The sequence below is a fragment of the Cyclobacterium amurskyense genome (genome assembly GCF_001050135.1).
Classification (GTDB): Bacteria; Bacteroidota; Bacteroidia; order Cytophagales; family Cyclobacteriaceae; genus Cyclobacterium; species Cyclobacterium amurskyense.
Genome location: NZ_CP012040.1, coordinates 2090349 through 2103304, shown reverse-complemented (window position 1 = coordinate 2103304; position 12956 = coordinate 2090349). Strand labels below are relative to the sequence as shown.

12 protein-coding genes are annotated in these 12956 nt (G+C 38.9%); 5 read left to right on the top strand and 7 right to left on the bottom strand.

Annotated elements, in window-relative coordinates:
• Nucleotides 1–49: 49 nt before the first annotated feature.
• Genes CA2015_RS08645 through CA2015_RS08635 form a run of 3 tightly spaced genes read left to right on the top strand, consistent with a single transcriptional unit; the run spans nucleotide 50 to nucleotide 2746 of the window.
• Nucleotides 50–787, top strand: a complete 738-nt coding sequence (locus tag CA2015_RS08645; RefSeq protein WP_048644439.1) for a (Fe-S)-binding protein — start codon at nucleotides 50–52, stop codon at nucleotides 785–787.
• A gap of 4 nt (nucleotides 788–791) precedes the next feature.
• Nucleotides 792–2168, top strand: coding sequence for a lactate utilization protein B (locus tag CA2015_RS08640; protein ID WP_048644438.1), 1377 nt, complete (start codon nucleotides 792–794; stop codon nucleotides 2166–2168).
• Nucleotides 2165–2746: a LutC/YkgG family protein gene (locus CA2015_RS08635; protein WP_048644437.1), complete on the top strand. Its 582-nt coding sequence runs from the start codon at nucleotides 2165–2167 to the stop codon at nucleotides 2744–2746. The genes CA2015_RS08640 and CA2015_RS08635 overlap by 4 nt, the downstream gene beginning before the upstream one ends.
• Before the next feature lie 327 nt (nucleotides 2747–3073).
• On the opposite strand, the gene CA2015_RS08630 is transcribed toward CA2015_RS08635, so the two are convergent.
• From CA2015_RS08630 to CA2015_RS08610, 5 genes are all read right to left on the bottom strand, one after another.
• Nucleotides 3074–4606 carry an arylsulfatase gene (locus tag CA2015_RS08630; RefSeq protein WP_048644436.1) on the bottom strand — a complete coding sequence of 511 codons (1533 nt, stop codon included), beginning with the start codon at nucleotides 4604–4606 and terminating at the stop codon, nucleotides 3074–3076.
• A 326-nt stretch (nucleotides 4607–4932) separates the two neighbouring features.
• A complete protein-coding gene (locus tag CA2015_RS08625; RefSeq protein ID WP_048644435.1) occupies nucleotides 4933–5889 on the bottom strand; it encodes a sugar phosphate isomerase/epimerase family protein in 957 nt (318 codons plus the stop codon).
• Nucleotides 5890–5985: 96 nt separating this feature from the next.
• Nucleotides 5986–6558, bottom strand: a complete 573-nt coding sequence (locus CA2015_RS08620; protein ID WP_048641546.1) for a pyridoxamine 5'-phosphate oxidase family protein — start codon at nucleotides 6556–6558, stop codon at nucleotides 5986–5988.
• A gap of 8 nt (nucleotides 6559–6566) precedes the next feature.
• Nucleotides 6567–8492 (bottom strand): heavy metal translocating P-type ATPase, encoded by a 1926-nt coding sequence (locus CA2015_RS08615; RefSeq protein WP_048641545.1) that lies wholly within the window; start codon nucleotides 8490–8492, stop codon nucleotides 6567–6569.
• A gap of 66 nt (nucleotides 8493–8558) precedes the next feature.
• Nucleotides 8559–9215 carry a glycosyltransferase family 2 protein gene (locus CA2015_RS08610; RefSeq protein WP_048641544.1) on the bottom strand — a complete coding sequence of 219 codons (657 nt, stop codon included), beginning with the start codon at nucleotides 9213–9215 and terminating at the stop codon, nucleotides 8559–8561.
• Between the two features lie 506 nt (nucleotides 9216–9721).
• Here CA2015_RS08610 and CA2015_RS08605 point away from each other — a divergent pair.
• Nucleotides 9722–10834: a GAF domain-containing protein gene (locus tag CA2015_RS08605; RefSeq protein WP_048641543.1), complete on the top strand. Its 1113-nt coding sequence runs from the start codon at nucleotides 9722–9724 to the stop codon at nucleotides 10832–10834.
• A 294-nt stretch (nucleotides 10835–11128) separates the two neighbouring features.
• Here CA2015_RS08605 and CA2015_RS08600 read toward each other — a convergent pair whose 3' ends face one another.
• Together CA2015_RS08600 and CA2015_RS08595 are read right to left on the bottom strand one after the other, a co-directional pair.
• On the bottom strand, nucleotides 11129–11758 hold the full coding sequence (locus tag CA2015_RS08600) for a peroxiredoxin (protein WP_048641542.1): 630 nt from the start codon (nucleotides 11756–11758) through the stop codon (nucleotides 11129–11131).
• A 49-nt stretch (nucleotides 11759–11807) separates the two neighbouring features.
• Nucleotides 11808–12227 (bottom strand): Fur family transcriptional regulator, encoded by a 420-nt coding sequence (locus CA2015_RS08595; RefSeq protein ID WP_048641541.1) that lies wholly within the window; start codon nucleotides 12225–12227, stop codon nucleotides 11808–11810.
• A gap of 163 nt (nucleotides 12228–12390) precedes the next feature.
• On the opposite strand from CA2015_RS08595, the gene CA2015_RS08590 reads away from it, so the two are divergent.
• Complete coding sequence (locus CA2015_RS08590) at nucleotides 12391–12873, top strand: low molecular weight protein-tyrosine-phosphatase (protein ID WP_048641540.1); 483 nt, start codon at nucleotides 12391–12393, stop codon at nucleotides 12871–12873.
• Nucleotides 12874–12956 lie beyond the last annotated feature (83 nt).

Sequence of the window (12956 nt, the reverse complement as noted above, 5' to 3'; positions counted from 1 at the left end):
CAACAGAGGCTTCATGTATTTTGTTAATTATCCAGGAATAACTGCATTGATGAAAGTTGGATTATTTATACCTTGTTACGTAGAGCAATTTTACCCTCAGGTAGCCATTGCCAGTCTTGAGCTTTTAGAAAGCACAGGAGTGGATGTGGACTATCCCCTAAAACAAACCTGTTGTGGCCAACCGATGGCCAATTCAGGATACCAAGAATATGGGGAGGGAGCAGCCGCTTTATTTAGAAAAAACTTTAAGGATTTTGATTATGTAGTTTGCCCTTCAGGTAGCTGTACCCTACATACCAAAGACCATATTTATTCGGGTGAAGAAAATGAACCAAAGGTCTATGAACTTTGTGAGTTTCTTACCGATGTATTGAAAATTAAGGAGTTGAAAGCTGACTTTCCCTATAAAGTAGGCATTCATTCGAGTTGTCATGGGCTTAGGGGTCTGAATTTGGCAAAGCCATCAGAATTAATGGGGGTTGAATTTAATAAGCCTAAGCAACTGCTGGAAATGGTAAATGGCATCAAGCTGGTAGAACTTACCCGAAAAGACGAGTGCTGTGGTTTTGGAGGCACTTTTGCTGTATTTGAAGAAGCTGTTTCTGTAAGTATGGGCAAAGACAGGATAAAAGACCATGAAGAACATGGTGTACAAGTGATCACAGGAGCAGACATGTCCTGTTTGATGCATTTGGAAGGAATCCTTCGCCGGGATAAGAGCCCGGTAAAAGTCATGCACATTGCGGAAATTCTAAATGCCCAGGTATCCAAAACCCAAAACCAGTAATAAAATGAAAACGACACCAACCCATGCGGCTGCAGCTGAAGAATTTCTAAAGGACGGAGAACGCAGTCATTGGCACGATGATACACTTTGGCATGTTCGTAGCAAAAGAGACCTTTCCGCTCAAAAAATCCCTGAATGGGAACAGTTGCGAACAAATGCCTCTCAGATCAAGGATCATGTCCTTTCAAACTTAGATCAATTATTACTTCAATTTGAAAAAAATGCCGCCAAAAATGGCATAGAAGTTCTTTGGGCCAAAGATGCGGATGAACACAACCAGCATGTATTGCGGATTCTAGAAGAAAATCAGGTTAAAAACCTTGTTAAAAGTAAATCCATACTCACGGAGGAATGTGGACTCAATCATTTTCTAGAAGACAAAGGTTATGATGTGGTCGATACCGATCTGGGAGAAAGAATTATACAATTCAACAAACAGGTACCAAGTCACATAGTGATGCCTGCCATCCACCTTAAGAAAAAAGAAATCGGCGACATTTTCCACGAGCATCTGGGAACGGATGAAGGTGCAGATGATCCAGCCTACCTTACTGAAGCAGCCCGTCAGCATTTAAGACAAAAATTTATCCAAGCCAAAGCAGCCATTACGGGGGTTAATTTTGGTATAGCTGAAACCGGGGGGTTTGTGGTTTGCACCAATGAAGGCAATGCCGATATGGGTACTCACCTGGCAGATTTGCACATTGCCTGTATGGGCATAGAAAAACTCATTCCAAGAGCAGCAGATCTTGGTGTATTTCTTCGGCTCTTGGCCAGAAGTGCTACAGGGCAAAGCATTACAAACTATACCTCCCATTTTCACCGTCCTAGAGAAGGAAAGAAAATGTACCTGATTCTTGTGGACAATGGCAGAACCGATCAGTTGGGCCGTGAGGATTTCAGAAATTCACTTAAATGTATTCGCTGTGGAGCATGTATGAATACCTGCCCCATTTACCGTAGAAGTAGTGGGTTTAGCTATGGTTCTACAGTTCCTGGACCTATCGGTTCCATCCTCTCTCCCGGAATGGACCTGAAAAAACACAGTACCTTACCCTTTGCCTCCACACTTTGTGGCTCATGTACAAATGTATGCCCGGTGAAAATTAATATTCATGAGCAACTGTATAAATGGCGACAGGTAATCACCAAAGAAGGGCCAGCACAACCTTCCAAGAAATGGGCCATGCGCTTTGGTGGCAATGTAATGTCCAAGCCAAAGCTTTTTGACATGATGGGCAACCTGGCCAGAAAATCACTGTCGATTAGTCCTCGTGGTTTTGTTTATAATAGCTTTAATGCATGGGGTAAACACAGGGAGTTGCCGGAAGTGCCCAAAGAAAGTTTCAAGGAATGGTACCGAAAAAACAGGAAGCAATGAACAGTAGTAAAGAAGCCATAATAGCGGCCATAAAAAAGAACAAACCTGATTTGCTCCCTTTACCGGAGCATCCTGAATACCCTTATGAAGATAACCTGATCGAACAATTTCAGGCCAGTATAAAATCGAATGGCGGAACTGCCAGAACTGGAGAAGGAAAAGCAGCTGTACAAAGCTATTTGAAAGAAAACTTTGCCAGTGACAAACAGATATTGTCATTGGTGGATGGAATCACTGGGAATTTTGATATCGGGAAAGTTGAGGATCCCCATGAATTGGAACATATAGAAGTGGCTATCCTTGAAGGTGATTGGGGAGTAGTAGAAAATGCTGCAATTTGGTTACCTGAAGAAAAAATTGTCCATCGGGCCTTACCCTTCATTGCCCAGCACCTAATCGTTTTGCTGAAAGTTGACCGTTTATTAGGAAACATGCATGAGGTCTATCAAAAGATAAATGTAGCTGAGCCTGGTTATGGAGTATTTGTGGCCGGACCATCCAAAACTGCTGATATTGAGCAATCATTGGTCATTGGAGCACATGGACCTAGAAGTATGGTTGTGTTTTTAATGGAATAATTCTCTGTACGAATCATAAACAATAAAGGCATTGGCCAGTAGAAATAAACAGCCTTGTTGCTTTTTAAGGCAACAAGGCTGTTTTTGTTTCATATCAACTAAATTCTACGCGATTAACCCGGATTATGTAATAGGATTTCTCCGCCCTGACAATGGTCAGGGGTGAAGCCTGTCCCGTGTTTACGGGAAGTGTTGCAATCGTAAAAAAATCAGGCTGCTTGGAGATTTTAGCATAGCACCGCTATGGTGAAATTGAAAACAGCAACGAAGTGGCTGATTTTGAAGCGATTTCAGCAGGTAATAGATTGTCTATTGCATATTTCGGGTTTAAGGAAGCTCATTGGCAGATGCCACTAAGGTAGATTCATAGTTCATTGCCAATTCATTGACTTTATCGGGCATGGTATCAGCCAAGTTCACGAGTTCAGAGGGGTCATTTTTGATATGGTACAATTCCCACTCTCCCCCATTCATTCGCACAATTTTATAATCCCCACTTCTGAACATCCTGAATTTATCCATTCCTGAAATAAAAAATTCTGGTTCTTTGCGTTGCTCTCCCATGAAAATCGGAAGAAGTGAACTACCGTGTAATGGTAAGCTGGCATAACCCTGAATCGAATCCGGGTACTGGATATTTAGCAGATCCAAAAACGTAGGGGCAATGTCCACCACATGTCCCACTTGATCGGTAATGGTATTGGGTGCAATCTTACCCGGCCAATAAGCAATGAAAGGCGTATGGCTCCCACCTTCAAGCCCCGACTGTTTGTGTTGACGAAAAGGGGTGTTTCCTAGAATGGCCCAATTGGTTCGCAAACTCCAATAGGAATCCGCAGGCCCCGGCTGCACATCCAATACCTTGTTTGTATAAAATGGGCACGAGCCATTGTCATTAAGGTACATGATGATGGTATTGTCCATCTTTCCATTTTCCTCTAACTTCTTCAAAACCCGACCAATATTCTGGTCCATTCGGTCAATTATTGCTGCATAAACAGCCATTTCAAGGTCAAGTGAGTCTTTTTTAGCGTCTGATAGGCTATCCCAGGCATAATAATCAGTATAGTCTGGTAAAAAAGGCCCTCGGGATTTGTTTAAATTATTTTCAGGGGGGCTGAGTGTCGCTCCTTTGGGCAGTACACCTATTTCCTGCATCTTTTCAAAGCGTTCTTGGCGTAGAACATCCCAGCCTTTGAGGTATTTTCCCCTGTATTTTTCTATGTCCTCAGGTCGGGCCTGCAGTGGATAGTGCGCAGCATGATAAGGCAAATAGAGAAAGAAAGGCTCTTCCTTTTCAAAAGTTTCATCCAACCATTTCAAAGCATAATCAGTGATAAAATCAGTTTTATACATTGGTGATTTTTCATGTTCTATTTCATCAGCCCTTAGTTCCTTGCCCTCAAGGTAAAAAGGTCTTTCGAACGCTCCCGATGGAGGAAGAAAATATTCTGTTGTGGCCCAGAAATAAAAGGAATGATCAAATACTTTTTCTGCTTTGCAATATTCCGGCACCCATGGGTCAAAGTGTTCCTTCCCACTCATAATATTGGAATAACCTGCTTGTTTGGTTAGGTTGGCAATATGTACTGCTCCTTCACCACCAGCATACAAGCCTGTCAACATGGTAGATCGGGTGGGGTTACATTTGGCCATATTGTAAAAAGTAGTAAACCTTAAACCCCCATCAGCCAAGCGATTTATATTAGGCGTTTCAATTTCTCCACCATAGGCTCCAAGGTCTGAAAAGCCTATATCATCTCCCATTATCAATACTATGTTTGGTAAAGGGGCTTCTTTTTCAGTACAAGAGTAGAAAATTGCTGCGAATAGTAAATACAATAAGCTCTTTTGGGTCATGGTTGTTTCCATTTAAATTTCTTCGACTTCTAAGGAAAACAGGCATTATGCTATTCCGAAAATATTCAATAGACTATAAGTATTAAAAATCGTATAAAAAAGTAATTTAACAAAACAAATTGTTAGTAAACCAGTTAAAACAACACCTATTAAACTAATTTATATGCAAACAGAAGAAATATATTTTAAAAAGTAATTAAAACTTTATTCATTTATCTTCCTAATACTGAATGAAGCAAAAGAGACTGCTAAACACATAAAAAAATCCCCTGATTCTGAAATCAGGGGATTATATCGATTTTTATTATTCGATTTGGTTTAAAGCCTTAAACTGAAAAAGAACCTCTCAGCGCTTTTTCAGTAGCCTCAAGTTGTTCACGTATCTCTACAATACTTTCCCAAATGCGACCTTGTTCTCCATGTTCAATACCACAATATCCATGGTATCCTGCTTTAAGCACAATGGACATCATTTTTTCATAATCCAACTGAGACTGATTTCCTTTTCCATCCCAAACCGTAGGTTTTACACTTACTCCCTTGGCAAAAGGCATCAATTGTTTTACACCTTTATAGGAATCATAAGAAAGGGTTTTTTCTCCTTCTTCTCTATACATTAAAAAATTTCCGAAATCCGGAAGTGTACCTGCTCTTGGATGGTCTGCAGCTTTCATTACACCTGTAAGCCACTTGGCATTGCTAGAAAAACCACCATGGTTCTCAATCATCACATTTATCCCCATGGTATCTGCAAATTCACAAAGGTTTCGCAAGCCATCAGCCACAAGTTTCATAGATTCTGCAAAATCTTTCTTGTCAGCACTGTATCTGGCAAAAGAGTAGCCATTTACCCTAATTGAATGGCACCCAAGAAATTTGGCTGCTTCTACCCATTTTTTATGGTTTTCAACAGTTTCCATTCTTTCAGATTCATCCCTCGCTCCTAGTTTTCCTTCATTGTCACACATGATCAGCACAGATGTGACGCCCTCGCCTTCTGCTCGGGTTTTCATTTCTTTCAGATAACTCGTATCCTTGGCTTTGTCCATAAAAAACTGGTTCACATATTCTACTGCAGAAATCCCGTGTTTTTTGGCAAGTATGGCAAAATCCAAATTGTCCATTTTCTTAGAAAAAAGCAATCTGTTGACCGACCACTGGGCCAATGAAATTTTAAACAACTCCGCACGAGGTGCCAATGAAAATGCCTGTCCTCCAAGGCCTAAACCTAAAAAGGCTGTTGCCAATCCGGTCTTTTTGATAAAGTCTCTTCTGTTATGCATGGATATAAAATTTTTAGAAAATATTACTTCTGGATTTAATCCAATGAAGATAGCACTTTTATTCTTTTTGCCCAACGAGCAATCAAATGAAATAAGCTATGGAACAAGCCAAGTCGATTGCCAGACTTCCTGCTTTTTATTAAAACCGATTCGTAGGTGGCCTTCATCATCAAGCTGAAGGCATTCAATCTGCTTAGCTCGCACCTTTATTATTGAAAAGTTTTTGCTTTGGTACTTTAGCTCCTGTACCCAGCCTTCTTCGGGTTGGGAAACCGCAGTTTTAGGTGCTAAAACAGATTGATAACCCTTTTTGGCTTCTGTTTGGACATTGTTCCAATGTTCTTTAATTAATTCAGTATTGGTGATAATTTGTGCTTTCCCACCTATTTTTACCTGACAGCGTTCTATTGGATGATAAAAGAGCAGAGCAGCATTTGGGTTTTTGTTAATTTGCGCTACTTTTTCACTTCGGCTGTCCGTATAAAAAAACAATGCTAAGTCCTCTTTGAATTCACGAAGAACTACATACCTGCTATCAGGCTGGTTGCCATCTAGCGTGCAAAGATTCACAAAACGAAAAGGATGTCGGGCATCAGTTGAACCCAATAGAAGCTGTTTGCTAATGATAGACAATATTTCTTTTTCGGAGGAAGATGAAGTAAAAAGCATGCTAAATATTATTTGAATAGATAGTTGATTCTAATGGAATTCAGAATAGCGAGCAACGCCACACCTACATCAGCAAATACAGCTTCCCACATTCCTGCCATTCCTGCTGCTCCTAAAGCTAGAACGAGAAATTTCACAAGGAAAGCAAGTGCAATATTTTGCCATACGATGCTTTTAGTAGCCTTACCTATTCTAAAAGCCAAAGCAACCTTGGAAGGATGGTCTGTCTGAATTATAATATCCGCTGTCTCTATGGCAAGATCGCTTCCCATGCCTCCCATACCAATGCCAACATCTGCTGCGGCAATTGAAGGCGCATCATTGATACCGTCCCCAACGAAAGCGACAACTTTATCAGTATCTTCTTTAAGGGCCTCAATTTTTGCAAATTTTTCCTCCGGGAGCATTCCTCCTATGGCCTTGTCTGCTTTAAGTTCTTTTCCCAAGGTTTCAACCACCTCGGCTTTATCCCCTGAAAAAATCATCAAATGCTGAATCCCAAGTTTTCTAAGGGAAACAAAAGCTTCAATTGCATCCGGTTTTATTTCATCTGCCAATACAAAATAGCCACAAAAAACATCATCTATTGCACAGTAGATTACTGTTTTAATCGGGTAGTTTTCAGTGGGTACATCCTGTATTCCATGGTCTTGCATAAGCAATCTATTGCCAGCAAGTACCCTCTTGTTGTTAACCTCTCCCATCAAGCCTTTACCGGGGATTTCCTTTAGCGAATTCACTGGGCTTAGTGTTGTTTTTATATGCCGGATTATGGCCTGCCCTATTGGATGGTTGGTATTGGATTCCAGCGAAGCGGCCAATTTTTCCCATCCCGGAACAGCATTGGGCATCGTTTTCACCTTTTCAACTGCGAATATCCCTTTGGTTAAAGTCCCTGTTTTATCAAATACTACAGTATTGATAGTAGTGATAAGGTCTAAAAAGTTGGAACCTTTGAACAAAATCCCTTTTCTGGATGCTGCTCCTATTCCTCCGAAATATCCCAAGGGAATTGAAATCACTAGCGCACAAGGGCAGGAAATAACCAAAAATACCAAAGCTCTATACAACCATTCGCTAAAGGAATAATCTGCTACTATAAAATAGGGAAGAATGACCAGGGCCAGGGCCATATAGGTTACGATTGGAGTATAAACCTTGGCAAATTTGCGAATAAATTGTTCCGTTTTAGCTTTCTTAGCTGTGGCTTCCTGCACAGTTAAAATAATCTTTTGTAGGGAACTTTCTGCGAATGGTCTCAAAACACGCAAAGTTATTAAATCCTGAAGGTTGACCATTCCAGCCAAAACTTCCTCCCCTTCCTTGATTTCTGCAGGAGAGCTTTCCCCTGACAATGCAGCAGTATTGAATGTTCCACCTCCATTTAATAGCTGGGCGTCTAGAGGGACCTTTTCCCCTGCCCTTACTTCTATAACTTCCCCTGTATTCACCAACTCCGGCTTTACCCAAGCTGAATTGCCATCTCTGATTACCCGAGCTCTATCAGGTCTGATGTCCAAAAGGGCCTGTATATTGCCTTTGGCTTTGCTAACTGCATTGTGTTGTAGCAACTCACCTATGGTATAAAAAAGCATAACAGCTACAGCTTCCGGATATTCACCTATACCAAATGCGCCAATTGTAGCTATCCCCATAAGGAAAAACTCGGTGAAAACTTCTCCTTTTCTAATAAGTTTCCAGGCATTCTTCAAAACTGGGAAGCCTACAAAAGCATAAGCCAAAAGGTATACAAACAGCCAACAATTGATTCCATAAACCTGCATAGGAATATAACTTTCACCAGTTACAGCTCCAACTAAAAGCACAAAACTAAGCAGACTACGTATCCAAGGGGAATCCAATAGGCCTTTTTTTGTAGCCTGAGAATGGTTATGCGTTTCGCAGCAGGTGCTCTCTTCTATTTTAGATGCCATTGATTTATTATTCGATTTTTTCAAAGGTAAAGCAATAAAGCATGCCTTTTATTTGCAAACTTCTGCTTACTTGGTCTTGTTTATAGCATACCTTGACTTAATCTTCTCACAGGTACTATTAGGATTGTTTCTGTAGTAAACATAAGTCCTAAGGTCCAGCTTACCGACATTAAAAATTTTCTTCGCCCTTTCATAAAAGTCAGAATCTGCACCATAATCTTCATTAAAGCCAATTTTTTTAAAAACTTTCCTTTTTCCGAAAAGGGTTGCAAAAAGTATACAGTCGTCTACATGGACTTTTTTATGCTTATCAAACCTGTCACTTATATAGAAGTCATCTGGTTTATCCGTTACGGTTAAGGTTTTGGAAGCAATGAGGTCAAATGTATCCATCTGAGCAAGGCAAGACTGAATGTGATTGGGAAGGTACTCATCGTCAGCATCAAGAATGGCGATATACCGGGCAGCACTCCATCGAATGGCTTTGTTTATAGCCTGGGACTGCCCTTCATTGATTTTCCTTATATAGGTCAATTTTTTTTCATGCAATCGACAAAAATCAATAAGTTTATTTTCAGGGTCATTGTGTGAACCATCGTCTACCAGAATAATTTCGAAATCCTGGAAGCTTTGGTTAAGCACAGAGTTAATCGCCCTTTGCAATTTGTGAAAAGGGGTATTGTAACTGGAAATCAACACGGAAACTTTGGGTTTTGCACGCATGATGCTTAAAATTAACCATCTATTCCATTAAACAGCAATAATGGGGTGTTTTTTATCCCTAAATCATAAACCCTTTAGGGTTCCATTTTCCGAGAATAAGTTATTAAAGATTTAGAGTAGTGAGCTCCTCAATTCCAGTAATACTTCCTTTGACCTTTATACCAAACCATTATTCAGTATAAACTCTGAACTCAATGGAACTTGCTTCAGCTTGTTTATTTCCATGAGTTGCATTATTATCTAAACCTTTAAAAACTTTATCTCTTTTGTTTGTTCTCATAAAGGAGGCCTGAGGGGGGAACTCCCCCCTTAAAAACGGTACAATTATTATATGATAAGTCGATTATTGCTTCAATCTTTTGAAAAATAAAAACGTAATTTTATATTGTAAAAGTTAAATGAATTAAAATTATAAACGCATTAATTAATAATACTCATTTAAAATTTATCTTTTATTCATTTAACTGAGGCCATGTTCAAATCATATTTTTCTGTGTAAAACTCTTATGTTAGATGAAAAAGAAAGACTTAAAGAACTTAGGTCATACCAAATAATGGATACACCTCCAGAAGAGGAACTAAATGAAATGGCGAAAATTGCCTCTTTGATATGCAATGTTCCTTTTTCCTTGATCACAATCATTGGAGAAGACCGACAATTTCTTAAGGTTAATTCAGAGCTTGGAATTACAGAAACCGCCCGTAAAGATTCATTTTGTCAGCATGCCCTTCATAAGCCAAAAGAGGTATTGGTAGTCCAGGACTCCACCAAAGATTTGCGCTTTAAGAACAACCCATTTGTTGTTGGGGGACCAAAATTTCGTTTTTATGCAGGTGCCCCCTTAGAAACACCAAATGGAAATGTTTTAGGCACACTATGTGTAATCGACCTAAAGCCAAGAAGGATCTCTTCAAACCATAAAAAGGCCTTGCAAATATTGGCAAAGAAAACAATGGATTACCTCAACAACCGAAAATTGGTTTTAGATCAAAATAGCAAAATTGAAACCAATATTTCCCAACTAAGAAAACTAACAGATAATGTTCCAGGAGGGATTTTTCAATTAAAAATGAACACGAATGGTGCCTTGAGTTTTGAGTTTTTAAGTAGCGGAATGAATGAGCTTCATCCAAATGTTGACTTTGATCAATTGGCCAAATCTCCTGAATTGGGTTTTTCTCTTATTCACCCAGACGACATAAGCTCTTTTCAAAATAACTTAAAGGAATCTTTAAGTAATATAGAACCATTTTCCTTAGAATACCGGGTATTGGTAAATGGTGAATACCAATGGTATATTGCCAATGCAAGACCTGAAAAAATCTCTGATGGGTCGGTTTTACTTTATGGTTCTATTCAAAACATCAATAACCGCATAGAGTTTGGGAATGCATTGGAACAGATATCTTTTGATATTTCCCATGTTTTAAGAAAACCTGTAACAAGCCTATTGGGTTTGACTCAATTATTACAAGATGATAGAGTCATAAATAAAGAAGAACTTTTAGAATACGTTGGTTTTGTTAAATCTGTATCTATTGAATTGGATCAATTTACCCGAGATCTTGATAAAATCTATAGAGCAAAGAGAAAAAAATTAAAAGAGGGAAAAAATTAAGCTTAAACCCGAAATATGCAATAGACCTTCTTTTACTTGAAGGAATCACTTTAAAATCAGTCACTTCGTTGCTATTTTCGACTTCACAATAGGGGTCCTATGACTCAGTCTCCAAATAGCCTGATTTTATTGTGATTACACCACTTCCCGTAAACACGGGACAGGCTTCACCCCTGACTATTGTCAGGACGGAGAAATCCTATTACATAATTCGGGTTAAATGGCTAAGCAAAAATCATTAAATCAAAAAAAAGCCTCACCAAATGGTGAGGCTCTGATATAAAGCTATAATGCTTAGTTTTTAGACAAGTAAGATGCAACGCCTTCTCTTGTGGCAGCCATTGCTTCTTTTCCTTCTTCCCAGTTTGCAGGACAAACTTCACCGTATTTTTCTACGTGTCTTAAAGCATCAATCAATCGCAACATTTCGTCGATGTTCCTTCCTAATGGAAGATCATTAACAGTTTCGTGTCTGATTGTACCTTCTTTGTCGATAAGGAAAGTAGCTCTGTAGGCAACAGGAAGTCCCTGATAAGTCAATTCTCCTTCTTCGTTATAGTTCCAGTCTCCTGCCAATACGCCAAAATTATGCGCTACAGTTTTTACAGGGTCAGCTATAATCGGATAAGTTACGCCCTGAATTCCACCTTCTGCTTTAGGTGTGTTCAACCAAGCAAGGTGAGACTCTTCTGTATCACAAGAAGCACCTACAACTGCTACTCCTCTTTTCTCAAATTCTTCCAATTTTTCTTGAAAAGCAAGAATTTCGGTAGGACACACAAAAGTGAAATCTTTTGGGTAGAAAAAGAAAATAACATCTTTTTTACCGATATATTGCTCCAAAGAGAAGTCTTCTACGATTTCTTCTCCCTCAATTACAGCAGGTACGCTAAATAAAGGTGCTTTTTTTCCAACTAATGACATAAGTTAAATTTTAATTGTTTATAGATAATTTAATGATATAAAAAGAAAATTATTTTGATTTTCCTTTGATTACCAATGATACTTCTTCAACTTCAAACCCTTCAATTTGGTTCTCCTTAAAGAAGTTATTTAATAATTGTTCTAAATCAGGATTCTTATAATCTCGGATATTACTGCTTTCGTTGCAATACAGATGGCTATGCGTATCCATAACAGGATCAAAACGCATCAAACCCATATCGTCTCTAAACTTCTGCAGAATACCAGCATTAACAAAGCTCTCAAGGGTCTTGTAAACAGTGCCCTTCGAAATGCTAGGATTCTCCTCAGTGATTTGGTTATAAACCATATCTGCCGTAGGATGATCCTTGGAATCACATAGCGATCGGTAAATTACCAGACGCTGATGCGTAAATTTCATTCCTTTCGAAGTAATCTTCTCCTTAAGCTTGTTAATATTCGTTTTCATATAAGAATCATTCCTTATTAGGATTCATTCTGCAAATGTAGGTAATATTTTGTAAAAATCATATGTATAGTCTATTCATTTCTGTAATTTTACATTTTATTAATCTAACCATTATATACAGTAGCTTGCTCGACCCAGCTAAAAGACAGAAACAAATAGTTTTATGATAAAAGTGTTATTTGTATGCTTAGGTAATATTTGCCGCTCTCCAATGGCAGAAGCGCTTTTTAATCATAAAATAAAGCAAAAAAACCATCAAGACTACCTTAGCTGTGATAGCTGTGGAACTTCGGATTATCATATAGGTGAACTTCCAGATGAAAGAGCGATTGCTTGTGCCAAAGAAAATGGCATCAAAATGGATCACCGGGGAAGACAACTCAACCGGATAGACTTCAGAGACTTTGATTACCTCATTGCCATGGATAAGTCTAACATGGAAAATATAATAAAGTCAGCTGAACAACATAAAACAAGTGCGAAAAACCTACAATTAATGCGTGAGTTTCAGAAGGATCCGGAATTTCTGGAAGTCCCTGATCCTTATTATGGAGGAGTAGACGGTTTTCAAAAGGTATATGAAATTCTTGACAGCTCCATAGATGATTTGATAGAAGAGCTAGTGAAAAAGCATCAACTCATCTAAAAGTAATCATTTCCAGGCCAAGACCTCGCAAAGTTTACAATAACTCTATATTAACTATTTATTAAGGGATGGTTATCCACCAC